Below are 24,039 nucleotides of genomic sequence, written 5' to 3' on the forward strand. Positions count from 1 at the left end.
GCGCATGATCCGGATCTGCAGCCCGCAGGCTGTGCAATCTGCAATTGCTGCCGGCGTTTGACAGTTACCGGCAGCAGTTTGACCGATTGCACCAGGCCATCGTGCGTGGCGATTTCTATCAAATCAATTACACCGCAAGACAATACTTCGAGACTTATGGCTCGCCGTTGGCGCTGTACTGCGCACTGCGTGCCAGGCAACCGGTGCCCTACGGCGTGCTGGCCTGGCTGCCGCATCAGCGCATGGCGCCGTGGACGGTGTGCCTGTCTCCAGAGCTGTTTATCCGCATTGATGATAACGGCATAATTGGCGCCGAACCCATGAAGGGAACCCTTGCCTGTCAACCAGGCGACGATCCCGAGGCGCTGGCCGCCCTGCTGCGCAACGACAGCAAGAACCGGGCCGAGAACCTGATGATCGTGGACCTGTTGCGCAATGATTTATCCATGCTGGCTCAACCCAACGGCGTACAGGTGCAGGAGCTGTTTAAAGTGACACGCTTTGGCCAGGTACTGCAAATGACTACGCCCATTGACTGCCAGGTGCGACCCGGCATTACTATGGCAAATGTGATTGGCGCGCTGTTTCCCTGCGGCTCCATTACCGGCGCCCCGAAGAAAATGAGTATGCACTATATCGCAGACAGTGAAATAGCGCCGCGTGACCTGTATACCGGCAGCATCGGCTATTTGCAAGCGTCCGGCAATACAATGGGCGCCAAAGGTTGTTTCAATGTTGCCATCCGCACCCTGACCCTGCAGCCGGCGCGCGACCAGGCCCTTGCCTGTACCGGGGTCATGGGCGTAGGCGGCGGCATTGTGTACGACAGTACGGCACAATCGGAGTACGAGGAAATCCATTGGAAGTCCCGTTTTCTGCACGCCGTCCCTGCCGGATTTGCGTTATTTGAAACCATGCTGGTCGAGCAAAGCCATTGTGCACTGCTGAACAGGCATATTGAACGCTTGCATGCCTCGGCCCAAAGCCTGGGTTTTGCCGCCGACCGGGCTGCCTTGACACGACAGCTGCAGCAATTCATTAGCGCACAGCCGTCGCACGCAAGACTGCGCGTGCGCGCGATGCTGGCCCAGGACGGAACCTGCGAGATCGCTGCCTTCCCTCTGGACACCTCTATGCCGCCGTCCGAAACCGGCCTGCCCTGTGTAAGCATCGCAGCACGCCGGCTACAGGTATGTGACCCCCTGCGTCGCTTTAAAACGACATGGCGCAAACATTATGACGATGACCTGAAGCAGGCAACGGTTTCAGGCGATTTCGACGTGCTGTATTTCAATCATGATGGTGAGCTGCTCGAAGGTGCACGCACATCGGTCTTTATTCACCATTGTGGTGCATGGCTGACACCGGCCCTGGCCCTGGATATTTTACCCGGTGTCATGCGCGCGCAAGTGCTGGCCAACCCGACACAGTACCTGCAGACAGATCATGTCACCGAAGGTCGCATCACCCGGGCCATGCTGCAAGCGGCCGATGCCATTGTCCTGACCAATGCCCTGCGCGGGTGCATTCCGGTCCGTCTTAAAGCAGTCTGAAATCGCTGTAACAAGGCGCCTTCTGTGCTGCCTGCACGTGGCTGGCAACCCCGCTGCAGACATGTACTGCAATGGCTGCCGGGGCAGGAAAATACAATAATTGATAATTTACGTGATATCTTCACACAGACATCTTAGTATTTCATGCAAGAACCGCCCCTGTGCGACCCTCGCCAGGTGAATACCGGTTAACGCTACTTTACCGTGGGGATACCACATTATGGCTCGCAGCATGAGCTCCATTTTTCTTAAAACCGCCCGCAAAATTGCGCGCCAGCAGAGCAACGCACTGATCAGGGCCACACGATCGAATATGAAGCTGGCCGCTTCGGCCTTCAACCACAACCCGCTGTTTCCGCCCTCGCCTGCCGCCGTGTTGCGTCCGGCAAAAAAACCCGTTCCGCCGCCGTTCCGTCATGGTTCCTGGACGGAACGGCTCTTCAAGGTGCCGGCGACGATCTCCCTGTTTTTTCAGCGCCTAAGCTATTTCCTGTATGTACCGCCATCGCACGAAATGCAAGGCAGCGCCATGCTGGTCATGCTCCACGGTTGTAAACAGACAGCCACCGAATTCGCACAGGGAACACGAATGAACCAGCATGCCGCCAGATCCGGCATGGTCGTTTTATATCCACAGCAATCGCGACAGCGCCAGAGCCTGCGCTGCTGGCGCTGGTATCTACCCGATCAGCAACATGGTTATGCAGAAGCAGACGCGATTGCCGCGCTGGTGCGCAATCTGATACGGCGCCACAAAATGGATAAGACGCGAATCTATCTGGCAGGCATGTCGGCCGGCGCCGGCATGGGCAGCCTGCTGGCCTTGCGTCATCCCCGGCTGTTTGCCGCGGTGGCCCTGCATTCCGGACCTGTCATGGGCAATGCCAGCAGCCTGTCCAGCGGTTTGCAAACGATGCGGCGCGGTACCTTGAATGATCCGCTAACAGCACTCAAGGCCGCCAGCGAAACCCTGACTGCCAGCCACGACTACCTGCCTGCGTTGATTCTGCAAGGCCAACTCGACAGGGTGGTATCGGCCAATAACGGCGAACAGCTGGCGCGTCAGTTTGCCTGGCTCAATGGTTTTGATGACCAGGCGCAGCCTATCGAGAAACCAGTGGGTGAACAGACCTCGCGCGAATACACGCAGTTTGATTTCAAACGCGCCCGCAAGAGTATTGTGCGATTGTGCCAGCTCAGAAAAGTGGGTCATGCCTGGAGCGGTGGCGACAGCAGGCTCGATTTCAACACTTCGGATGGCCCGAATGCTTCAAGCCTGATCATGCAGTTTTTCCGGATGCATCAGCGCAGTGACAAAGCGTCATAGGCCACAAATTGGCAACGGGCGTCGGCCTCAGCAGGGTTGCGTCAGGAACACCGGAAAACGAGCCTGCATGCTGTTGTTGGCAAGGGTGATCAGTTCCTGGTCGCTCAATCCGAGCGCGTCGGCAACCGCAACATAGTTATCGAGCAGATAGCCGCCAAAGTAGGCGGGATCATCTGAATTGATCGTCACACAAAGACCCTGATCCAGCAGGCGCTTCAGATTATGCTCGCGCATATCGCTGACCACCTTGAGTTTCAGATTCGATAACGGGCAGACGGTGAGCGGTATTTTTCTGGCAGCCAGCGTTTGCAACAAGACCGGATCTTCCTCACTGCGCACACCGTGGTCAATGCGAATCACATTCAGCCGGTTCAGTGCATTACTTACATAAGCGGCTGGCCCTTCTTCGCCCGCATGAGCGACCAGATAAAAGCCCAATTGACCACAACGCGCGTACACGCGTTCGAATTTTTCCGGTGGATTGCCCTGTTCGCCCGAATCCAGGCCGATTCCCAGCCACAGGTCACTGTACTGTTCGCGCAATGGCAAAGCCTGCTCCAGCGTATCAAAGGCGTCTTGCTCGGACAGATGCCGTAGAAAACTCATGATAAGACACGAGGTAATGCCCCAGGTCTGCCTGGCCTCGCGCAAGGCGCGCGCAATGCCGGCAAACACCGTTGCTATTGGCACGCCACGCTCGGTGTGGGTCTGCGGGTCGAACATGATTTCGGTATGAACTACGCCCTCCTGCGTTATCCGCGCCAGATAAGCCATGGTCATCTCATAGAAATCGGCTTCGGTAATCAGCACTGCCGCGCCGGCGTAGTACAGATCCAGAAACGATTGCAGATCAGTGAACTGATACGCATCGCGCAGTGCCTGTATAGATGGATATGGCAAGGTCACGCCGTTGCGTTGCGCAAGCCGGAAAATCAATTCGGGCTCCAGTGTACCTTCTATATGCAAATGTAATTCAGCCTTGGGCAGCTTGCGGATAAACTCTAAACGTTCGGCGTTCATTAGGATGTCTGATTGGATTCTGATGGCAACAGCGCGCCACATTGCGCTTGTGTTTAGGCGCTATTGTAGCGTGCACGCGCCAAAGCAGGCCGCCACCAACGGCCCTGGCCGGAATCGGACATGTCAGCGGCGGCGCAGCCAAACCTTAGCGTATCAAGTACAAACATCGCTTTCAGGCTGCTGCGAAAACGGTACCGCATGAAAACGTGGATTTGCAGACAGGCGCGATCAAAAGCCGCGCCGGCGCTTTCAGGAAGTCATGCCCACGGCGGACATAATGCCGCGCAGTAGATAGGCCGCCAGCAATAGCGCCACGGTTCCGGCCAGCCACAATCCGACGAACCATAACCAGCGACTGCGTTTGCTTGTAGTGGTGCCAGCGCGTTTGGTTTCCTGCTGTGTCATATCGCGTGATCCCAAATGTAATATGCGCCTGTAGCTATGAATGTGGTAACTGCCGCCGGCAGTCCGGTATGCCTCTGCCCGCGGCTCACGCCTCTAGTGATATCCCGCATCTGCCGTCACTTTGCCACGGAACACATAGTACGCCCAGGAGGTGTACATGAGAATAAACGGAATAATGAAGAGCGCACCCACCAGTGCGAACCCCTGGCTTTCCGGCGGACCGGCGGCATCCCAGATGGAAATATCAGGTGGAATGATATTGGGCCAGACACTGATGCCCAGTCCGCTATAACCCAGAAATACCATACACAGGGTAAAAATAAACGGCTCGGCATGCGGATTGTGATTCAGGCTGCGTATCAGCCCCCAGCTTACCAGGATCACCAGAATGGGAACTGGTGCAAACCAGAACAGATTTGGCAAGGTAAACCAGCGCTCGTAGATAAGCGTATTGCTCATCGGCGTCCAGATACTCAGAATACCAATGATAACCAGCAACACCAGGGTCAGCGGCCTGGCCAGTTCAATCATCCGTTGCTGCAACGGCCCGTCTGTCTTGAGCACAAGCCAGGTGCAGCCCAGCAACGCATAGGCAACAATCAGCCCGATGCCGGTGAACACGGAAAACGGCGTGAGCCAGTCCAACGCCCCGCCGGCATAGGCGCGATTCACAACTGTGATGCCGTCAATATACGCCCCCAGGGTCACGCCCTGGAAGAAAGTGGCCAGTACAGAACCGCCAATAAAAGCGGCGTCCCACCAGCGACGACGCGCATCGCTGGCCCGGAAGCGAAACTCGAACGCCACGCCGCGGAAAATCAGCGCGAGCAGCATCAGAATCAGCGGCATGGCAAATGCACTCAGAATCACGGCATAAGCCAGCGGAAAGGCGGCCATCAAGCCGGCGCCACCCAACACCAGCCAGGTCTCGTTGCCGTCCCAGACCGGGGCAACAGTGTTCATCATCACGTCACGGTCTGCACGGCGAGGCATGAGCGGAAACAGAATCCCGATGCCCAGATCGAATCCGTCCATGATCACGTACATCATGATTCCGAACAGGATAATCACAGCCCACAAGAGCGAAATATCAATTCCCATGACGGTCTCCCTGTGTTGGTGAGCGCGACTCTTCATCGGTATCGGTCGCCGCCGACAGTGGCCGTGCCGGTGTACGCCCCTCTCCCGGTCCTCCACCATCAATTTCAAGATGTGGAGTCGGTTGCGGTCCCTGAGCCATTATATGAAGCATATAAACAACCCCTGCGCCGAACAGCACGAAGTACACCACGATAAACAAAATCAGCGTAATGCCCAGTTCCAGCGGGCTGTGCGGCGTAACGGCATCGGCCGTACGCATGACGTTATAGACGACCCACGGCTGGCGCCCTATTTCAGTGGTGTACCAGCCGGCCAGCATGGCCACCAGGCCGCTCAACCCCATATAGACAGAGAAACGATGCAGCACCGGGCTGTCGTAAAGCTTGTCCTTCCAGCGCGCATACAATGCCCACACGCCCAGCAGCAACATGAGCATGCCAAGTCCCACCATGATCCTGAATGTCCAGAACACGATCGTGGAGTTGGGCCTGTCTTCAGGCGCAAATTCCTTGAGTGCCGGAATTTTCCCATCCAGACTGTGCGTCAGGATCAGGCTGCCCAGACGCGGCACTTCCACTTTGAAGCGCGTCTCTTCCCGCTCCATATCGGGCCAGCCCAACAGCACCAATGGCACACCCTCTCCATCCGGCCCGTTTTCCCAATGCCCTTCCATTGCCGCCAGTTTGGCCGGCTGGTGTTCGAGTGTATTCAGACCATGCAAATCGCCAACCAGTATTTGAATCGGCGCAACTACAAGCAGCATCCACATCGCCATGGAATACATCTTCCTGACCGCAGGCTGCGCGTTCCGCCGCAACATGTGCCAGGCAGCAACCGCACCCACGATCAATGCAGTTGCAAGAAATGCCGCGATGACCATGTGGACCAGGCGATAGGGGAAAGAGGGATTGAATATCACGGCGAACCAGTCGACCGGTACCACACGACTGTCGATGATTTCGTAGCCTGCGGGGTCTGCATCCAGCTGTTGGAGGCCAGAATCCAGGTGGCCGAAATAAGGGTTCCGAGCGCAACCAGAATAGTGGAACACCAGTGCAGCCGTGGCCCCACCCTGTGCCAGCCGAACATCATCACACCCAGAAAACCCGCTTCAAGAAAGAATGCGGTCAATACTTCGTAGGTAAGCAACGGGCCGGTCACGCCACCGGCAAAATCGGAAAAGTAACTCCAGTTGGTGCCGAACTGGTAAGCCATCACCAGGCCGGACACCACGCCCATGCCGAAGTTGATCGCAAACACGCGCAACCAGAAGTGGTACAGGTCCCGATAGACGGTATTGGCTGTCTTGAGCCATAAGCCTTCGAGCACCGCCATATAACTGGCCAGCCCGATCGTAATGGCAGGGAAAATAATATGAAAAGAAATCGTGAACCCGAACTGTATTCGGGCCAGAGTCAGAGTGTCCAGCTCCATTTGCTGCTCCTGGAGGATTGAAACATACGCACACGGTATGGACATCTGCTGTTATGGTAATTCCGCCAGTAACCAGCGAGCCCATATTTTTACTACTCATATTACAGTTGCATTATTGTACTTGCTTTGCGGGCAAACTGACCAAGCCCCGCAATATATAGGACAATATGCCTTAGCGCAACGAGTCTGAAATACAACGAGCAGGCAACTATCGACAGGATCGAACCTGCCCCGCAATCGCTTGCGCCAGCACCGCATTGCCGCCCGGTCCGGGATGCAAATGGTCACCAGAGTCGTAACGTGCGTCCAGTTTTGTTACGTCATGCCGATCCTGCAACAAGCTGTCGGCATCGACCACCGCATCAAAAATCCCGGCATCACGTATCCATGCGTTGACCGCCAGGCGCAGACGGTTCTTGTCGTCATCATAGTAATTGTCCAGCGGCGTGCCGGCCAATGCACCGCGAAATGGTGCCAGCGTCACGCCAATAACGCGCAGCCCTCTGCTTTTGGCCAGCGCTGCCAACTTGCGATATCCCTCCTGCAAGGAGCTTAAAGCAGGCATAGGCTGGGTCGGCGCAAAAGCGGTCCCGGGCCAGCTGATGTCATTGATGCCAATAAAGAGCACCAGGGTGGTCACAGCCGGCGCATCAAAGACGTCGTGTGAAATACGCGCCATTGCATGCTCCCCATTTTGTCGCCAAGCAGGCGCGCCCCCGAAATGCCGGCATTGATCACAGCAATCCCGGCCGAATGCAGCGCGTCGGCCATATAGTCTGTCACGCGCGTGTTGGAGTCTATCGGCACACCGTTGCCGTCGGTAATGGAGTCGCCCAGCATAGCCACGGCACAGGTCGGCGATACGCTTTCCGTGTCGATGCGAGTCAGAAAAACCCGGGCCTGCGTACGATGCAAAACTGGATCAGCGGCCAACAACGGCTTTTGCGTCTGGTTTCCCTGGCGAAACACTGCCTGCTGGCGCCCATCCCAGTGAAACGTCTCTAATGCCGTTTTGGCTTTCACATAGTGCGCAATTTGCAACTGCTGCAGATCCGCTACCAGCATATCCAGAGGATCAGATATAGCTTGCTGGCCGGGAGCGATGGTCACTGCCGCCTGTCCGCTAAAATTTACGGTTTTTGGGGCATCGGTCAATCCTTGTTTGCCCGTCTTGCGACTTACCGTGGTTTGCGCCACGACCAGCGGCGCCGTGCCGTAGCGATTGGAGATCACCAGACGCAAACGCTTGCCGCCACGGCTGATCATGACATTCTGGGTGAATGTCGCGTCCTGTATTGCTTGCGGAATGCCCGTAGGAAAAGCAAAATCCTGCCCCCAGATCGGTTGTGGACTCGCCTGCCAGCTTGCCACCCATTGCCGGGCCTGCGCGGTAAAGGTAATAAGGCTCAAAAAGCCCGCCAGCAGTATATAGTGCGTTGATTTCAATGAAGTCTCCTGTGTATGGACGATAAGTGTGATGGATAAGGGCAACAGCAACTGCGTGCAGTATGCAGTGCACATGCTTTACAATCCAGACACCAGCAATCACAACATTTGTGAACAATATTCATATGTCATCTGCACCCAAGGGCAATAAACTTGTCGAAATGGAACTGTTCGTGGCCACCATCGAGTCGGGCAGTTTCTCCCTGGCTGCCCGACACTTTTGCATGAGTCCGTCGGCCGTTTCCAAAGCAGTTGCCAGACTTGAAGCGCGCCTGCGGGTGACGCTGCTGAACCGTTCCACGCGCAAGCTATCGCTTACACCGGCCGGCGAGTCTTTTTTTCACCGCAGCAAATGTCTGCTCTCGGAACTGGACGACATTGAAGCGGGCATGACACAGGATGCCCTGCCGTCGGGGCCCTGCGCATCAATACCAATGTGCCATTCGGTGAACTGATCCTATTGCCGCTGGTTCCTTTATTTCAGGCGAAATTTCCTGACATTACACTCAATATTGACCTGACCGACGACGTGGTAGATATGTACGATGCGCGTGTTGATGTTGCCATTCGCGCCGGCCAGTTGAAGGACTCCGATCTTTACGCGCGCAAGCTGGGACAATCGCCCCGCGTCATCGTCGCAGCACCCGCCTATTTGCAAAAGCATGGCACACCAAAGCAACCCGAAGATTTGACGCGTTATCACAAGCTCGATTTGAACCTGTCCCGTTCGTTTCGCGGTTGGCGTATGACACAAGACGGCCAGGCGCTGCAGGTCAGCATAGATGCGCAGATCAAGGTCAATAACGGCATTTCGCTCAAGCATCTGGCAATGCAAGGGGCTGGGTTGGCACGCCTGACCCGGTTCATCGTGGACAAGGAGCTGCAAAGTGGCGCGCTGATCCAGGTGCTGGAGCAATACAATAGCCAGGAATTTGAATCGTTTTACGCAGTCTTCATGGGCAAACGCGATCTGATGCCGCGCCGGGTCGCCGTTTTTCTGGACTTTCTGACCGAGCACACCATTCTGCGCTAAACGCAGCAACACCGTTGCCGCGCGCTGCCAGCGCAAGACAGGCAAATTCGTGAATTCTGCGCACAAATCATTTGCCGCAGACAGGCTGTTTCCCCGGGGTCGGGCAGGCAATAATAAGCCTGCTTTCATCTACCTATCGGAAATTATCATGCCTATTGCTGTTTATGCATTAATGGCCGGCGCTTTTGGAATCGGCGTAACCGAGTTTGTGATCATGGGCTTGTTGCTTGAAGTAGGCAACGACCTGATGATCCCTGTCCAGACTGCCGGCACCTTGATATCAGGCTATGCCCTTGGTGTTGTAGTGGGCGCGCCCATCTTTACCATCGCCACGGGACGACTGCCCACAAACCACGTTGCTGGTTCTGATGGTCATTTTCATTCTGGGCAACGCTGCCTGCGCCCTGGCACCCAATTACTGGTTCCTGTTGTTCGCCCGGGTGCTCACCTCCTTTGCACATGGCACCTTTTTCGGTGTCGGCTCGGTGGTTGCAACACGGCTGGTTGCCAGGGACAAACAGGCCTCGGCCATCGCTGTCATGTTCACCGGGTTGACTGCCGCCAATATTCTGGGCGTGCCGTTCGGCACCTTCCTGGGCCAGATGTATGGATGGCGCGCGACGTTCTGGGCGGTCACGCTAATTGGCATTGTGTCGTTTTTTGTCATTCGTCATTATGTTCCGGCCGGTACCCGCGCGCAGGGCTCCGATCACAACTGGCGCGCCAGCGTGCGCAGTCTGGCCAATGGCGGCGTGATTGCGGGCTTGATGACAACCGTGTTTGGGTTTGCCGGCGTGTTCGCCGTGTTTACCTATATCGCCCCATTGCTCACGCAAATCAGCGGCTTTGATAAAACAGCACTCTCGCCTATTCTGGTTGTGTTTGGCGTCGGGTTGGTCATAGGCAATCTGCTGGGCGGCAGATTTGCAGACAAGTATCTCAAGACGACTGTGATCGTGAGCCTGCTTGCCCTGTCTGCGGTGCTCCTGCTCATGCCATGGGCCTTCCAGAATCAGATTGCTGCCGTGATTGCAGTAGGGCTGTTTGGGGTAGCGGCTTTCAGCACCGTTGCACCATTGCAAATGTGGGTATTGGGTAAGATTACCAATGCAGACCAGAGCCTGGTGTCCAGTCTGAACATTGCCGCCTTTAACCTGGGCAATGCGCTGGGCGCCTGGGCCGGCGGCCTGGTTATTGCCCAGGAGGGTGGATTGCCATGGATTCCCTATGTTGCGGCATTGATGCCGATCGCCAGTCTGCTGATTGCAGTGGTCGCCATACGCAGGGAAAGAACGCCAGTCATGCCGGTTGCCTGCGCCAGTTGAACTATCTCGGTCGGTAAGTAGTGACCAACCGGCATCAACCAGCGCCTGTTGGCCACTCGCCCTTACAGCAAGCGACGCAGCGATTCAAAGAACAACGTAGACTGCAACCGTTCCTGCTGTATCTGACTGGCCGCCAGTGCCGCCTTGTGTTCCTCCACCGGTTTTAACGGCAGGCCCGACGAATGCGCCAGCACTTCCACGCGGGCGGCACGCTCCAGATAGTACAGATCGTCGTACGCATAAGCGACGCTTTCACCACAGACAATTGGTCCATGATTTGTCAAAAATGCAACATCGGCGCCATTCATGGCATGGGCAATGCGCTCACCCTCGGCATGGTCCAGCGCCAGACCGTTGTAGGTACGATCGACAGCGATACGGTTGTAGAACCGCATGGCATTTTGCGACAGCAGCGGATCCAGCCCGCCATTTTCGGTCAGCGTCAGTGCGGTCGCATAAGGCATATGCGTATGCAGCACACATTTTTTGCGCGCAATCCGATGTACGGCAGCGTGAATAAACAATGCGGTTGGCTCAATTTCATGTTCGCCCCACAATTTGTTGCCATCGGCATCAACCATGACAATGTCTTCGGCCTGTATCTCGGACCACTGGAAGCCGCGCGGATTTAGCAGGAACCAGTCGGCACAGGCGGGGACCTCGGCGCTAAAGTGATTACAGACGCCCTCCGAAAGATCATGAAAGGCAGCCGCCCGCAAGGCCAGTGCCAGGTCCTGGCGCAGCCGGGTTGTCTCGTCCGAATGATAAACGGCTTCATATTGATTCTGGATGGTGTCCATCCCGCTCTCCCTGATGATGTTATTTTGCCTAACGTTAAATACCCCGCCTGCGAATGAAATACAATCACTCACGCAGTATCGCCCACATTAGCCAGGCGCGAGGGACGTATGCCTAGTCTAGTGCCAATTGGCTCATTTGTGTTAATTTCGATCTGCTTAGCGATTTGCCACATATTCATAGGGTCTGGCCATGAAAATTACACTGCACTATATCTATGATCCCCTTTGCGGCTGGTGTTATGCCGCCGAGCCACTGCTTGAACGTGTTCTTGCCTCTCCCGTTCGCGACAAGTTTACATTTGAAATGCATGCAGGCGGATTGTTCCAGCGCATGACGCTGCCACAAGGCAAACGGGCCATGATTCGCCAGGCCGATGCACGTATCGCAAACATGACCGGCCAGCACTTTGGCCAGCCCTATCTGGACGGATTGCTCGCACGCGACGATACCATTTATGATTCCCTGCCGCCCATTGCCGCCATTCTCGCGGTCGGCACTGTCTCTGCCGGTAGCGAACCGGCCATGTTGCAGGCTATCCAATATGCACACTATCGCGAAGGCCGCGCCGTCGTTCAGGAAGATGTCCTGGCCGATCTGGCACAGTCGCTGCAGATTGATCGAGCGTTATTTGTCGGGGCCTACCGGGAAATACTCAATGACAACATCCAGGCGCATCTGGACAGCACGCTCACGCTGATGCATTATGCCGGCGCACAAGGCTTCCCGGCCTTTGTGATCCAAAAGGATGATGTCCTGGAAAAACTGGGGCATGAACGGTACTACGGCGATGCGGCCGGGTTTACTGCCCTTATCGAAAGCAAAGTTGCCTCTGACCAAGGTGAGCACCCATCACGATGATTTCCACTTATTTATATCTGGCCGGCGCGATTATCATGGAAGTGATCGCTACTTCCTTTCTAAAATCATCCGAGAGCTTCACCCGGCTCGTTCCTTCAATCATCACCATTGCGGGATACGCCTCTGCGTTTTACCTTTTGTCACTCAGCTTACGCACAATGCCTACTGGTATTGCGTATGCAATATGGTCCGGAGCTGGTATCGTGCTCATATCCCTGATAAGCTGGATCTGGTTCGGGCAATCTCTTGACGGGGCAGCACTGCTGGGCATCGGCCTGATTATTGCCGGTGTCATTGTCATCAATGTATTTTCCGGCAGCGTTTCGCATTAGACAAGTGACGAAGGCCGACCGTACAAGTGCTGTAACGAATACGAACGGATGATCGGCTCTGGCATCATTTACGCCATCCGGTCAAGCGTCTGTCATTTTTAAAGATTATGCTGGTGCTTTTTACCAGAAGACAGGAATCGTGATGGCACTTACTCCCGAAGACATTCAATCGCTGTACGAGCACTATGGCGCCTCATTGTACGACGGCGAGGCGGTCACGCAACTGGAACATGCGCTGCAAGCGGCCTGTCTTGCCGAGGCCGGGCGCGCCCCGGATTCGCTCATTGCGGCAGCTCTGTTGCATGACCTGGGTCACATCCTGGAGGCGCGCAATCAGGAGCGTGATAATGCGTTCCCGGGTGTCGACCACCGCCATCAATTGGCCGCCGTTCCCTTCCTTGAACCGGGGTTTCCAGATTCGGTGATCGAGCCGGTCAAAATGCACGTCGATGCCAAGCGTTGCCTGTGCGCCATTGATCCGGACTATTTCGGGACGCTATCGCCCGCCTCCGTACACAGCCTGGGTTTGCAGGGTGGCAAGTTCAGTCAGGCCGAGGTTGAACAATTCCGGCAACGTCCTTACGCCCAGGACGCGTTGCGCCTGCGCCGCTGGGACGATCTGGCCAAGGTGCCGCAACGCACAACACCTGATCTTGCACATTTCATGCATTATGTAAAAAAGGTATACCAGCCCGCCGCCCTTGATCTCAGGAACTAACGCCCACTGCGCGCGCCGTCCTGACCAGGGACAACGCGAGTGCTTCTGCTGCTGCCCGCTGCTCTTCGCTTTGCAACAGACCTGCATCGTCAAATGCGTTGGCGGCAAAGGGAATTGTCATGACGGACGGCAATACCAACATTCCCAGCCCTGACAACACCGTGCGCAAGTGCAGCAAGCCCAGCCTGGTCCCAGACGCACCTGTGGTTGCGCCGCCAATGGCCGCCACCTTGCCAATATAAGGCACTTTGCCCGGTTCGTCGCCGTCTGCACGCGACACCCAGTCCAGCGTATTTTTCAGCAAAGCCGAGATGGAGGAATTTTCTTCCGGAGAGGCAAAGAACACGCCATGATGCGACTTGAACAGCGCTCGCAGTTGACGCGCAGATTCAGGCAGACCAAACTGCGCTTCATCATCTGCATGATAGATGGCCATCGGATAGTCGGCCAGACTGATCAACGTCGCATTGCCCCCGGCTTGCTCCACCGTGAGCGCCATATGGCGAGCCAGCCGGGTATTGTAGGACAGTCGTCGCGTACTGCCCGAGAGCAGCAGAATGCGTGGCTTGCCGTTGATCGGTTTGTCGTTCTCGATTGACGTCATTACATATTCCCTGAATGTCACGATGACATTCATCATAACAAAACCTGTTGTCGGACTGATTGTTCGGCTATGACGCCTGAGCTTGGCCCAGACAGAATAGCGCCACCGGCTTATGTTCGGCGGGCAAGGTCAGTTGCCTGGCCAACGCCTGGTCATCGACCCCCATGACCAGCACGCCGCCCAGCTTCTCGACGAGCGCTGCCAGATAAAGGTTCTGTGCTACAGCGCCGGTCTCTACGTCTACATAGCGGGAACCGCGCAGGCCATCGGGCTGCTGATCGGCAAAATGACGCAAAGCCAGGTCATAGTCGGCACTAATGACGATAACAACAGGCGCGGTCTCAAGCCATTCATCATCGGCAAGAGAGACAGGCAGCAAGCTGCCGGATACCGGGGCAGATGCGATGCGACCAAGAGATTTGCGCGCCGGGTCAAACAGATAGCTGCCCGCCTCTACGCCCTGCACCCGTCGCACCACAACCGTCAGGCCTAGCGGATGCAAGGCATGAGCCGAAGGCGCGCCCCGCTTGCCGTCGCTGCTATTGACCCCTTGTGCGCAGGTAAGGACGCGCATGAGCGCGGGTTCTTCAACGGGCGTGTCGGTAAACTGCCGGACGGAGCGGCGACGCGAAATCAATGAATACAATAATTCGCGTTCCTGTTCTGTTGTCGTCACCGCCATGCCAAAACTCCTTTCAAGTACGAAAGATCAATTCAGTGTAACAATAAAGCAGTCCGAGCCAGAACTGCGGGCGCGCCTGCGCGGTGTATCGGCATGTAAATTACTTGATCGATCATGATCATGGTCGTATCCACGGTTTTAAGCGCAACCCGCCATAGCCGCTTCCGGAACGGGTCAACCCCACATTAAAGATGGTAAGGTGCATGGCCGTTGTAACCAAAGCTGACTCGCAACGGCCGATCCAAAACGGACCTCCCATACAAGAAAAAGCTCACCTGCCCGATTTCAGTCTGCTTTAAGCTTCAGTCCTTATAATAGTTAGGTAGCTAACTAATAGAATATCTCAACCCATATATTTGAACCCCACTTGCCATGACCAACAAATCCAATCAGCCTCAGACGCCACACGCATGGCCATGAGCCAGGGCCTGCTGCATATGGCACGCGCTATCGCGGCGCGGCCGATCAATTGCTTGCCGAACTTGGCATGTCTCAGGCCACCGCGTGGCCGATTGTGGTCATCCGACGGCTAGGGGAAGGCGTAAGACAAAAGGATATCGCCGAAGAGCTGGGCATTGAAGCCCCTTCCCTGGTCCGCCTGCTCGATCAGCTTGAGGCCAGCGGCCTGGCCGTACGCAAGCTGGACCCTGAAGACGGGCGCAGCAAAACGCTGTACCTGACCGATGCGGGCAGACGCATTGCAAATGAAATTGATGAGCGCCTGCTTGGCTTTCGGCGCATGGTCTTCAATGGGGTGTCAAAAGAAGATGCCGATGCCTTTTTGCGTGTGCTCGATACGATCAGACACAGCACCTGTACAGCTGGCCGCTCTTCAGGGAAGCATTCGGGCAATCACAAATGAAACTGTTTACTGGCGACGAAGCGCTGTTTTCATTCAAATGCTATATAAGCGCCATGTTGGCGCTTTATATTTCATACAGCATCGGCCTGCACAACCCGTTCTGGGCGATGATGACCGCCTACGTCGTCACAACCCAGCCCTGGGCAGGCAGCATCCGTTCCAAGGCCCTGTACAGACTGGCTGGCACGGTATTGGGATCGGCCGCAGCGATTGCCATTATTCCGAACCTGAATCAAAGCCCCCTGCTTACCACTTTAGCTATGTCTCTGTGGGTAGGCGGCTGTCTGTATATTTCGTTACTGGACCGTACGCCCCGCTCTTATGTGTTCATGCTGGCGGGCTACACCGCCGCACTTATCGGATTTCCCGCTGTCGACGATCCGATAGGCCTCTTTGACAAGGGCATTTCCCGCGTTGAAGAGATCAGCCTGGGTATCGTGTGCGCCGCCCTGGTGCATACGCTTGTGCTACCGCGCAGTATTGCACCTGTGGTAATGAATGGCCTGGACCAGACACTGGCCGATGCCCGCTCCTGGATGATATCTACGCTGCGTTGCGCTGCCCCGGAAGAAGACAGGCAAAATCGTCGCAAGCTGGCCAACGACATTACGCAATTGCGTCTGACCGCTACGCATATACCGTTTGACACCAGCAATATTCGCTGGTCCTCGCACCTGTTGCGTGCGCTACTGAACCGCATCATCAGCCTGACGCCGGTCATCTCTTCGGTGGAAGACAGGATCAATGCATTGCAGCGAGCCGGCAGACCATTGCCGCCTGCAACGCGCGAGGTAATGAATCAAATCAGCGACTGGATCGCATCCGGTCAGCAGCCCGACGCTAAACAGCTGCAAGCGATGCATCACTCAATTGACACGATCACACCCGCCATTGAGCCCGGCATGAAATGGCACACGCTGTTGTCAGCAAGCCTGGCGACTCGCCTGCATGAACTGGTCAACACCTATGCAAAATGTATTCAGATGCGCATAGATCTGGATGCCGGCATCCAGAAAGCCAGTGACGAGGCCAGCGCCAGCCGGCGCAAACCCGACCTGCATATTGATCACGGCATTGCGCTGCAATCGGCGCTGGCGGCCGCGATCGCCATTGGCATTTGTTGCGTTTTCTGGATTATCACTGCATGGCCGCAGGGGAGCACCGCAGCCATGATGGCCGCCGTGTTCAGCTGTTTTTTTTCCACGCTGGATAACCCGGCCGCACCCATGCGTGTGTTCCTGCGCTATACGATTTACTCCATTCCCATTTCTGCTTTCTATCTGCTGGTTGCACTGCCATCCGTACACACATTTGAAATGCTGGCAATGGTCATTTTTCCAGTTGTCTTTGTACTGTCGGCACTGGCCATACGCCCTGCCTATGCGCTCAAGGCAATGGCTTTGCTATTTGGCGTACTGGGAACATTCGCTCTGATGGATGTCAACCAGGCAACACTGGACATTTATCTGAACAGCATCACCGGGCAACTGGCTGGCACAGCCGTGGCAGCGCTGGTGGCGAGCCTGTTTCGCACCATCAGTGCCGAACGCGCCGTCGTTCGCATTCAAAATGCCAATCGACAGGATCTGGCCACTCTGGCGTCAACGCGACGCTTGCGGATCACACCACACCTGACTTCACGCATGCTTGACCGCGTTGGCCTGCTGCAAACCCGTCTGCCCGTCGAGAACCGCACAGCACAGCAGGAAACACCCGATCCACTGCTGGCCTTGCGGGTCGGCAATGATATCGCCGTGTTGCAAAGCGCGTTGCAGTCCCTGCCGCGCGCCGGCCAGTCGGTGCGCCGGCTGCTCGATAGCCTGGCTGCCTTTCTTCGCAAGCCAAGGCAAGCGCCCGATGACGACCTGCTGCGGCAGCTGGATGATGCGCTGAAAAATGTATTGCTGGCCCCCACTATCGGTCCGTCGCACCACCGCGCTGTTGTCGCCATGGTGGGTCTGCGCCGTGGCCTGTTCCCGCAAATGGCGCCGTACCCTGTTACCGCAAACACCAAGGAGGCCGAAACATGATCGGAGAAATTGACATACAGGGCCTGTATATACCTTGGCTGCTGGTACTGGCTCTCATCACATTCGTAATCGCCAAGGCCGTAAGCACACTGCTCTCGCGCCTGGGATTTTATCGCCTGGTGTGGCACCCTGCCCTGTTTGACCTGGGGCTGTACGTGATTCTGCTTTTCGCAGTGCAGCGTACTTTTCCTTCTATTTTGAAATTGCTAATGGTTTGACAAATGAAATTACCCACTTCACCACCACTGGCCGCTATTGGCCGGTTCCTGCTTACCATGTTGGTACTGACACTGGCGGTGTACGCCGGTTGGCAGCTCTGGCTGCACTACGAGGTGGAACCGTGGACCCGTGACGGGCGAGTCAAGGCCAATGTGATTCAGGTTGCCCCTGATGTCTCGGGCCTGGTCATGAACGTTGCCGTGCATGACAACCAGGACGTCAAGGCGGGAGACTTGCTTTTCGAAATTGACCGGGCACGCTATCAGTTGGCATACGACCAGGCACAGGCTGTGGTCCAGGCTGATACTGCGGCCCGGGATCAGGCACAGCGTGACGTAAAACGCAACCGCTCCCTGGGCAAACTGGTAGCCGCCGAAATGGTCGAACAAAGCCGCATGCATCTGCATCAGGCACAAGCGGCGCTGGCCCAGGCAAAAGTACAGCTGGCCAGCGCACAGCTGAATCTGTCTCGCAGTCGCGTGTACGCCGTCACCGATGGTCGGGTCACCAATCTGAGCTTGCGCATTGGAGATTACGTCACGGTCGGCAAACCGGTACTGGCTCTTATCGACAGCGCATCGTTCTATGTGGAAGGCTATTTCGAGGAAGGCAAGCTGGGCAACATTCATATCAATGATCCGGCCACCGTCACATTAATGGGCAATAGCGCCATCATCAGGGGACATGTGCAAAGCATCGCCTTGGGTATTGCCGATCGCGAACGCAGCGTCGGCAGCGACCTGCTACCCAACGTCAATCCCACCTTTAACTGGATTCGGCTGGCGCAACGCGTGCCCGTACGCATTGCCATTGACAACAAGGATGCGGACATGCTGCTGGTCGCAGGGCAGACAGCCACCGTGAATATCGACCAGACAAGCCAGGATCATCAATAAACAATCCGACACACAACCATGCCAGGCAACACGAGCCCCTCTTAACAGGCTGACGCGTCCGTACTCGTAGCCAGACAAGCTGCAGGCGCAAGCGTGGCGCCATTACGCAAGACCTCTTTTAAAAATCTGATTATGAATTACCGCTTATCAACCCTCGTCTTTTTTTCCCTCCTGCTGGCCGGATGTAGTGTCGTGGGGCCCGATTACAAAACGCCGGACAATGCCGTCATACAACAGCCGTCCGCCCAGGGCGCCTTTGTCGGCGCGCGCGCGACCAATGTCTATTCTGACGCGCCCTTGCCTGTGCACTGGTGGCGGCTCAATCATGACCCAATCCTTGATCGGCTGGTGAGCAAGGCACTGGCTGCCAATGCCAACCTGCGCGCAGCCCAGGCAAATCTGGCCCGCGCACGCGCCACTGTGGCGGGTGCCCAGGCTCAGCAATCTCCTGTCATAGACGTCAATGCCTCGGCACAGTACGGTCACAGTTCCGGGTTGCAGCAGCTACAGCCGGATCTGCGACCACCAGACCGGTGGGCATACAGTAGCGGCCTTAATATTGCGTATCAGATCGATCTTTTCGGGCAAATCCATCGGGCGATAGAGGCGTCTGAGCAGGATGCACAAGCGGCAATGGCCACCTACGAAGCCGCGCGCGTGACAGTTGCTGCAGAAACCGCGCGGGCCTACGCCACTATCTGCGCCGCCGGTATGCAACTGGCTTCGGCGAAAAAATCAGTGCGTATACAACAGGAATCGAGCGATATCGCAAGACAATTGTGGCAGGCAGGACGCGGGACGCAACTGGATGTCACCCGCGCACGCGGTCTGGTTCAGCAGTTGAACGCCGGCATCCCGCCGTTGCAGGCCCAGCAGCAGGTTGCCTTGTTCCGGCTGGCGACCCTGACCGGCCAGACACCGTCCTCCATGCCGGCATCACTATTGAAATGCGCCACGCCTCCTCGGTTTACCGGCACCATTCCGGTTGGCAACGGCAAACAGTTATTGCGCCGTCGCCCCGATATTCGGGCAGCCGAACGCAAGCTGGCGGCCGCCACTGCAAGAATCGGCGTTGCCATCGGCCAGCTGTATCCGACCATCACACTGGGCCTGGCCAGCGCATCGACCGGCCCCATGGATATGCTTGGCAATAAAAGCACCACGAGCTTAAATGTAGGCCCGCTAATATCATGGACAGTGCCCAATACGGGCGCCGCCAAGGCCGCTATTGCCCAGGCCAGGGCAACGGCAGAGGCAGAATATGCGCATTTTGATGCAACAGTGCTGAATGCCCTGCAGGAAACCGAGAGCGCGCTGGTTACTTATGCCCGCCAACTGGAACGTTACGCTGCACTCAAAGCGGCACGCGATACAGCGGCACAGGCGGCCAGTCAGGCATCGGTCCTGTACCGGGCAGGCAAAACAGATTACCTGCCGGTGCTGGATGCACAGCGCACCCTGGCCAGTGCCGACAGCGCGCTGGCCTCGTCCCTGGCGCAGCTGGCCGATATGCAGGTGGATGTATTTCTGGCGCTGGGCGGCGGCTGGGAATAACTCAAAGGCGTGTCTGTAGTGCCATGGCTTGCATCACGAGTATATTGACGCCGTGAAAATGCTCGACGCCTGGTCACTGTCCCGGCAATCCGGGGCCGATTTCGGCATAGCGGCACCCCAGCGCGCGCCGTCACTCAGGCAGATCAGGTAGTGACTGCCTGATCGCAGTCATCTCCTCCCAGGGGTCACTGGCAAGCCGGGCCAGGCGTTGCGGCAGATTGCGGATATGGAAGGCGTCCGACGACTTTACGCGCCCAAGTTCTTCCCAGCGCAGCGGTGTGGCCACTGCGGCACCAGGCCTGGCACGCAGCGAATACGAGCAGACACTGGTGGCGCCACGCCCATTGCGCAGATAGTCCACGAATATCAATCCTTTACGCTGTTTTTTGGAGGCCGTTGCGATATAGGTGTCCGGATGCGCCCCGGCCAGCGACTCGGCAAAAGCGCGCGCAAACTGTCTTGCGTCCTCCCAGGGCACGGGCGGTTTCAGCGGCGCGACCACATGCAGCCCTTTACCGCCGGTCGTGCGTACAAACGATTGCAGCTGCAGTTGCTCCAGCAGATCGCGCACCTGACGCGCCGCCTTTTTCACCGTGGCCCACGACACTTGCTCAGAAGGGTCAAGATCAAATACCAGACGGTCGCAATCATCCGGGCTGTCGGCCAGCGCACCCCATGGATGGAACTCCAGCGAGTTAAACTGCACCAGTTGCATGACATCTGTCTTGTCCCGCACCATCAAATAGTCCTGCCTGCCACCCTGCTCTTCTTGCAGACTGACCGTACTGACATCCATGCCGGCCGTATGGTGTTTTTGGAAAAAGCAGGCTTTTTGCGTGCCATCCGGGCAGCGCAGCACCGATAGCGGCCGTCCGGCTACCCCCGGCAACAGCCAGTCCATCACTCGTTCGTAATAGTCGGCCACATCCTGCTTGCTCACCTGCATCTCGGGGTACACTAAGCGGTCCGGGCTGCTAATTTGAACAGTATCCTTTTTCATAGGCTCCTCTTTTGCCTGGCTGCCTCGCAGATCAGCAACAGACTTGTCTTCTCGTAATGTCTTGAACGCCGTGTGACGCAACAATCCCTGACTGCTGTGTCCACGATAAAACACCTCCACCACATGGCGCGGCTTGACCCATTTTGCACGCCGCAAATCCGAATCTATGCCTGCAACTGTCACCGTCGGGTCTGTCTCTGCAACCGGTCGCAACAGGGTCGATAGTTGTCGCAACATAGCATCATTCATGCCGGTGCCGACACGCCCGGCTAGTCGCCAGCCTGACTTGCCCTCGGGCAATGCCAGCAGTAATGAACCAATACCCATGCGACTTCCTTTGGGCTCAATAAAGCCGGCAATGGCAAACTCATCACTGAGTTCCATTTTTATTTTCTGCCAGCTTCTGCTGCGACCGGCGTGATATGACGCATTTACCCGTTTTGAAATAATGCCTTCGAGTTTTTCTGCTGTTACTCGCGCAAACACCTGAGGTCCGGAACCCACCAGATGCGAACTGTATCGCAATCGTGATGGCGCGCCTTGCAATACCGTCTCCAGCAATGCCTTGCGTTCCTGCAACGGCACATCGCACAGATCAAACCCTTGCAGATGAATCAGGTCAAACAACAGATAACTCAATGGCGCCTGCTTCTCGCCAGACAGCGTCGCCTGCAAGGCGGAAAAATTGCTGTGCACGCCCTCGAGCACAACCAGTTCGCCATCAAAGGCAGCCTGCTGCAGCCCGAGCGATGCCATATCACTGGCCACATCAGGCAGGCGTGCCGTCCAGTCCAGACCATTACGCGACCACAAGGCCGGAGTGCCATCAACAATCGTGCACAGCAGGCGATAGCCGTCCCATTTGACTTCATGCAGCCAATCATCGCCAACCGGCGCCTTGTCTGCAGTAAGGCATAATTGTGGCGCAAATGGTTTGTGCTGCAACGGCTGTCGCTTTGCGCCTTTGAAGGCATCAAGCTGCGCACGCCAGGCGGCGGTTGCCGGATTCTTCTGGCTTTTCGTATCGGCTACTGCTTTGGAAGTTGTGCCTTTAGAAGTTATATTTTTTGCTGCCCTGTCTTTTGCTCTTTTTTGGGCGGCGGTCTTTTTACCCGCACTCGCTTTTTTTGCGGCTGGCCCTTTGCCATCCGTGACCAACGCTGCAGACTCATCGACAAAGTCATCAGCCTCTTTGTCCCCGGCAAATGCATCGTCCTGCTTGATCAGTAACCACTGTTGCTGGCGACTGCGGCGATGGCTGCGGATCAGATGCCACCCGCCTTGCAAGATGTCGCCAAACAGTTCAAATTTCAAATGTCCTTTGGCCAGTTGCGCTTCGACCTCTTCATTGGTGCTCCAGATTCCGCTGTCAAATATTCTGACATGTCCTCCACCGTATTCCCCTTTGGGAATATCACCCTCGAAACGGGCATAGCTGACGGGGTGGTCCTCTACTTGCACTGCCAGACGTTTGACCGACGGGTCAAGGCTGGGGCCTTTGGGCACCGCCCAGCTCTTGAGCACCCCGGCAACCTGCAGCCGAAAATCATAATGGCGATGGCTGGCGTGATGTAGCTGGACAACAAAGATGGGCCGACCGCCGCCAATTGCATCCTCTTGCGGTTCCGGTGTACGGTCAAACCTGCGTTTGCGCTGATAGTCGGCAAGGCTCATAGGCGCCCCCGGTCAGTAGTGTTGGAAAATGCGCGCTAGGCCGCCTTTTTGGTGCTGCCCGCACGCTTGCGTGAGCCGGATCCGGAAGAACCGGCGCTTTTCTTTGGTGTTGCTTGGCAGTTTTTCTGGCAGTCGTTGTTGATTTGGCTGCCTTGCCTGCCGTTTTACCTCGGGCTGTTTTACCGTTATCCGTTGTGCTCTTGCGCCCCGCCGCTCTGGCCGCTGATTTTGCTGAAGCCTTTTTGCTCGCTTTGCCTGCCGCACTGTCGCTGCCTCGTGCTGCAGGACTGGATTTGGCCGCCTTGGGTGGTGTTCGTTTATTGGTTGCCAGGCTTTGCTTGAGCAGCGACATAAAGTCGACCACGTTAGTGGCAGCATTCTCCGGTACTGCAGCGTCTTCCAGTTCGTCTTCAGGTCGGTGGCTGACTTTGTTGGCTTTCATCCGCTTTTTTATCACATCTGAAAGCCGCTGCCGGAACTCGTCCTTGTACTGCTCTGGTTTCCATTCCGCGCCCATGGACGTAATCAATTGACTGGCCATGTCCATTTCCTGGCTGGAAATCCGGTAGTCGCTCAACTTGCCTTCCGGAATCCGGTAGTCCTGCACATCAATCAACTCCTGCGGATAGCGCAGCAGAATCAGCATGAGCGCATCGTCTTGCGGCATCACGGCACACAGATATTCACGCGTGCGTATGACCACACGTGCTATTCCGATCTTGCCGGCATCACGCAGTGTCTCGCGCAACAGCACATATCCTTTTTCCGCCTTTTTTCCCGGCACCAGCACATAGGGTTTTTCGAAATACGCCGGGCCGATAGCGCTGGCGTCGACAAAAGCCTCTACATCGACCGACTCTTTGCTTTGCGGCGCTGCATCGCGAATATCGTCGGGTTCCAGCACCACATAATTGCCTTTGCTATATTCAAATGCCTTGACGATATCTTTCCACGGCACCTCTTCGCCGGTATCGGCGTTGACCCTCTCGTATCGCACCGGCGCCTTGTCACGCGAGTCCAGCATCCGAAAATGCAGATCAATGCGTCGCTCCCCTGGCATTAACGCCACGGGTATATTCAATAGTCCAAAAGAAAGCGTACCATTCCAGATCGGGCGTGCCATATCAGGTCCTTGTTCAAGATCATCAATGCGCCAAACGCAGCG

21 protein-coding genes and 2 pseudogenes are annotated in these 24,039 nt (G+C 56.3%); 13 read left to right on the forward strand and 10 right to left on the reverse strand.

The window, feature by feature from the left end:
- Nucleotides 1-101 precede the first annotated feature (101 nt).
- Together TKWG_RS15505 and TKWG_RS15510 are read left to right on the forward strand one after the other, a co-directional pair.
- Nucleotides 102-1,553, forward strand: coding sequence for a chorismate-binding protein (locus TKWG_RS15505; protein WP_238534430.1), 1,452 nt, complete (start codon nt 102-104; stop codon nt 1,551-1,553).
- 232 nt (nt 1,554-1,785) lie between these two features.
- A complete protein-coding gene (locus TKWG_RS15510) occupies nt 1,786-2,880 on the forward strand; it encodes an extracellular catalytic domain type 1 short-chain-length polyhydroxyalkanoate depolymerase (protein WP_014751740.1) in 1,095 nt (364 codons plus the stop codon).
- A gap of 27 nt (nt 2,881-2,907) precedes the next feature.
- Here the strand turns inward: TKWG_RS15510 and TKWG_RS15515 are convergent, their stop codons facing one another.
- The 5 genes and pseudogenes from TKWG_RS15515 to TKWG_RS21800 all read right to left on the reverse strand — a co-directional run bounded on the left by TKWG_RS15515 (nt 2,908) and on the right by TKWG_RS21800 (nt 7,702).
- The gene (locus TKWG_RS15515) at nt 2,908-3,900 is read right to left on the reverse strand and encodes an adenosine deaminase (protein WP_014751741.1); all 993 of its coding nucleotides are present in this window, start codon (nt 3,898-3,900) and stop codon (nt 2,908-2,910) included.
- A 249-nt stretch (nt 3,901-4,149) separates the two neighbouring features.
- Nucleotides 4,150-4,305, reverse strand: a complete 156-nt coding sequence (locus TKWG_RS22695) for a DUF2474 family protein (RefSeq protein WP_081489312.1) — start codon at nt 4,303-4,305, stop codon at nt 4,150-4,152.
- A 93-nt stretch (nt 4,306-4,398) separates the two neighbouring features.
- Nucleotides 4,399-5,406 (reverse strand): cytochrome d ubiquinol oxidase subunit II, encoded by a 1,008-nt coding sequence (gene cydB / locus TKWG_RS15520; RefSeq protein WP_014751743.1) that lies wholly within the window; start codon nt 5,404-5,406, stop codon nt 4,399-4,401.
- Nucleotides 5,396-6,840 (reverse strand): annotated as a pseudogene (locus tag TKWG_RS15525) (cytochrome ubiquinol oxidase subunit I). The gene cydB and the pseudogene TKWG_RS15525 overlap by 11 nt, the downstream one beginning before the upstream one ends.
- 208 nt (nt 6,841-7,048) lie before the next feature.
- Complete coding sequence (locus tag TKWG_RS21800) at nt 7,049-7,702, reverse strand: GDSL-type esterase/lipase family protein (protein WP_081489313.1); 654 nt, start codon at nt 7,700-7,702, stop codon at nt 7,049-7,051.
- 694 nt (nt 7,703-8,396) lie between these two features.
- Between TKWG_RS21800 and TKWG_RS21810 the strand changes: the two genes are divergently transcribed.
- From TKWG_RS21810 to TKWG_RS15540, 3 genes and pseudogenes are all read left to right on the forward strand, one after another.
- The gene (locus tag TKWG_RS21810) at nt 8,397-8,741 is read left to right on the forward strand and encodes a LysR family transcriptional regulator (RefSeq protein WP_171815172.1); all 345 of its coding nucleotides are present in this window, start codon (nt 8,397-8,399) and stop codon (nt 8,739-8,741) included.
- Nucleotides 8,723-9,319, forward strand: a complete 597-nt coding sequence (locus tag TKWG_RS15535; protein WP_050981636.1) for a LysR substrate-binding domain-containing protein — start codon at nt 8,723-8,725, stop codon at nt 9,317-9,319. Before TKWG_RS21810 ends, TKWG_RS15535 begins: the two co-directional genes overlap by 19 nt.
- A gap of 148 nt (nt 9,320-9,467) precedes the next feature.
- Nucleotides 9,468-10,644, forward strand: a pseudogene (locus TKWG_RS15540) (MFS transporter).
- 62 nt (nt 10,645-10,706) lie between these two features.
- Here TKWG_RS15540 and TKWG_RS15545 read toward each other — a convergent pair.
- Nucleotides 10,707-11,444, reverse strand: coding sequence for an aldolase (locus TKWG_RS15545; protein WP_014751747.1), 738 nt, complete (start codon nt 11,442-11,444; stop codon nt 10,707-10,709).
- 190 nt (nt 11,445-11,634) lie between these two features.
- Here TKWG_RS15545 and TKWG_RS15550 point away from each other — a divergent pair, with 190 nt between their 5' ends.
- From TKWG_RS15550 to TKWG_RS15560, 3 genes are all read left to right on the forward strand, one after another.
- On the forward strand, nt 11,635-12,303 hold the full coding sequence (locus TKWG_RS15550; protein WP_014751748.1) for a DsbA family protein: 669 nt from the start codon (nt 11,635-11,637) through the stop codon (nt 12,301-12,303).
- Nucleotides 12,303-12,635, forward strand: coding sequence for an SMR family transporter (locus TKWG_RS15555; RefSeq protein WP_171815214.1), 333 nt, complete (start codon nt 12,303-12,305; stop codon nt 12,633-12,635). Before TKWG_RS15550 ends, TKWG_RS15555 begins: the two co-directional genes overlap by 1 nt.
- Before the next feature lie 142 nt (nt 12,636-12,777).
- Nucleotides 12,778-13,353, forward strand: coding sequence for a phosphonate degradation HD-domain oxygenase (locus tag TKWG_RS15560; protein ID WP_014751750.1), 576 nt, complete (start codon nt 12,778-12,780; stop codon nt 13,351-13,353).
- Here the strand turns inward: TKWG_RS15560 and TKWG_RS15565 are convergent.
- Both TKWG_RS15565 and TKWG_RS15570 read right to left on the reverse strand, forming a co-directional pair.
- Nucleotides 13,343-13,993, reverse strand: a complete 651-nt coding sequence (locus TKWG_RS15565; RefSeq protein ID WP_202947717.1) for an NADPH-dependent FMN reductase — start codon at nt 13,991-13,993, stop codon at nt 13,343-13,345. The genes TKWG_RS15560 and TKWG_RS15565 overlap by 11 nt on opposite strands.
- A 31-nt stretch (nt 13,994-14,024) precedes the next feature.
- Nucleotides 14,025-14,639: a nitroreductase family protein gene (locus tag TKWG_RS15570; RefSeq protein WP_014751752.1), complete on the reverse strand. Its 615-nt coding sequence runs from the start codon at nt 14,637-14,639 to the stop codon at nt 14,025-14,027.
- Between the two features lie 487 nt (nt 14,640-15,126).
- Between TKWG_RS15570 and TKWG_RS15575 the strand changes: the two genes are divergently transcribed.
- The 5 genes from TKWG_RS15575 to TKWG_RS15595 all read left to right on the forward strand — a co-directional run bounded on the left by TKWG_RS15575 (nt 15,127) and on the right by TKWG_RS15595 (nt 20,200).
- A complete protein-coding gene (locus TKWG_RS15575; RefSeq protein WP_238534196.1) occupies nt 15,127-15,501 on the forward strand; it encodes a MarR family winged helix-turn-helix transcriptional regulator in 375 nt (124 codons plus the stop codon).
- On the forward strand, nt 15,498-17,531 hold the full coding sequence (locus TKWG_RS15580) for an FUSC family protein (protein WP_014751754.1): 2,034 nt from the start codon (nt 15,498-15,500) through the stop codon (nt 17,529-17,531). The genes TKWG_RS15575 and TKWG_RS15580 overlap by 4 nt, the downstream gene beginning before the upstream one ends.
- Nucleotides 17,528-17,749 (forward strand): DUF1656 domain-containing protein, encoded by a 222-nt coding sequence (locus TKWG_RS15585; RefSeq protein WP_014751755.1) that lies wholly within the window; start codon nt 17,528-17,530, stop codon nt 17,747-17,749. Before TKWG_RS15580 ends, TKWG_RS15585 begins: the two co-directional genes overlap by 4 nt.
- Before the next feature lie 3 nt (nt 17,750-17,752).
- Nucleotides 17,753-18,646, forward strand: coding sequence for an efflux RND transporter periplasmic adaptor subunit (locus TKWG_RS15590; RefSeq protein ID WP_014751756.1), 894 nt, complete (start codon nt 17,753-17,755; stop codon nt 18,644-18,646).
- A 132-nt stretch (nt 18,647-18,778) separates the two neighbouring features.
- Complete coding sequence (locus TKWG_RS15595) at nt 18,779-20,200, forward strand: efflux transporter outer membrane subunit (protein WP_041710382.1); 1,422 nt, start codon at nt 18,779-18,781, stop codon at nt 20,198-20,200.
- Between the two features lie 130 nt (nt 20,201-20,330).
- On the opposite strand, the gene ligD is transcribed toward TKWG_RS15595, so the two are convergent.
- Together ligD and ku are read right to left on the reverse strand one after the other, a co-directional pair.
- Nucleotides 20,331-22,874, reverse strand: coding sequence for a DNA ligase D (gene ligD, locus TKWG_RS15600; protein WP_014751758.1), 2,544 nt, complete (start codon nt 22,872-22,874; stop codon nt 20,331-20,333).
- Complete coding sequence (gene ku / locus TKWG_RS15605) at nt 22,837-23,997, reverse strand: non-homologous end joining protein Ku (protein WP_050981740.1); 1,161 nt, start codon at nt 23,995-23,997, stop codon at nt 22,837-22,839. Before ku ends, ligD begins: the two co-directional genes overlap by 38 nt.
- Nucleotides 23,998-24,039 lie beyond the last annotated feature (42 nt).

This window comes from Advenella kashmirensis WT001, from assembly GCF_000219915.2.
GTDB classification, from domain to species: domain Bacteria; phylum Pseudomonadota; class Gammaproteobacteria; order Burkholderiales; family Burkholderiaceae_B; genus Advenella; species Advenella kashmirensis.

Excerpts from the sequence above, each read along its gene's own strand:
- TKWG_RS15580 (WP_014751754.1), top strand. The coding sequence starts at position 15,498 with ATGAAACTGTTTACTGGCGACGAAGCGCTGTTTTCATTCAAATGCTAT.
- TKWG_RS15595 (WP_041710382.1), top strand. The coding sequence starts at position 18,779 with ATGAATTACCGCTTATCAACCCTCGTCTTTTTTTCCCTCCTGCTGGCC.
- TKWG_RS15585 (WP_014751755.1), top strand. The coding sequence starts at position 17,528 with ATGATCGGAGAAATTGACATACAGGGCCTGTATATACCTTGGCTGCTG.
- TKWG_RS15560 (WP_014751750.1), top strand. The coding sequence starts at position 12,778 with ATGGCACTTACTCCCGAAGACATTCAATCGCTGTACGAGCACTATGGC.
- TKWG_RS22695 (WP_081489312.1), bottom strand. The coding sequence starts at position 4,305 with ATGACACAGCAGGAAACCAAACGCGCTGGCACCACTACAAGCAAACGC.
- TKWG_RS15575 (WP_238534196.1), top strand. The coding sequence starts at position 15,127 with ATGTCTCAGGCCACCGCGTGGCCGATTGTGGTCATCCGACGGCTAGGG.
- TKWG_RS15510 (WP_014751740.1), top strand. The coding sequence starts at position 1,786 with ATGAGCTCCATTTTTCTTAAAACCGCCCGCAAAATTGCGCGCCAGCAG.
- ku (WP_050981740.1), bottom strand. The coding sequence starts at position 23,997 with ATGGCACGCCCGATCTGGAATGGTACGCTTTCTTTTGGACTATTGAAT.
- TKWG_RS15515 (WP_014751741.1), bottom strand. The coding sequence starts at position 3,900 with ATGAACGCCGAACGTTTAGAGTTTATCCGCAAGCTGCCCAAGGCTGAA.
- TKWG_RS15545 (WP_014751747.1), bottom strand. The coding sequence starts at position 11,444 with ATGGACACCATCCAGAATCAATATGAAGCCGTTTATCATTCGGACGAG.
- TKWG_RS15570 (WP_014751752.1), bottom strand. The coding sequence starts at position 14,639 with ATGGCGGTGACGACAACAGAACAGGAACGCGAATTATTGTATTCATTG.
- ligD (WP_014751758.1), bottom strand. The coding sequence starts at position 22,874 with ATGAGCCTTGCCGACTATCAGCGCAAACGCAGGTTTGACCGTACACCG.
- TKWG_RS15590 (WP_014751756.1), top strand. The coding sequence starts at position 17,753 with ATGAAATTACCCACTTCACCACCACTGGCCGCTATTGGCCGGTTCCTG.
- TKWG_RS15565 (WP_202947717.1), bottom strand. The coding sequence starts at position 13,993 with ATGATGAATGTCATCGTGACATTCAGGGAATATGTAATGACGTCAATC.
- cydB (WP_014751743.1), bottom strand. The coding sequence starts at position 5,406 with ATGGGAATTGATATTTCGCTCTTGTGGGCTGTGATTATCCTGTTCGGA.
- TKWG_RS15550 (WP_014751748.1), top strand. The coding sequence starts at position 11,635 with ATGAAAATTACACTGCACTATATCTATGATCCCCTTTGCGGCTGGTGT.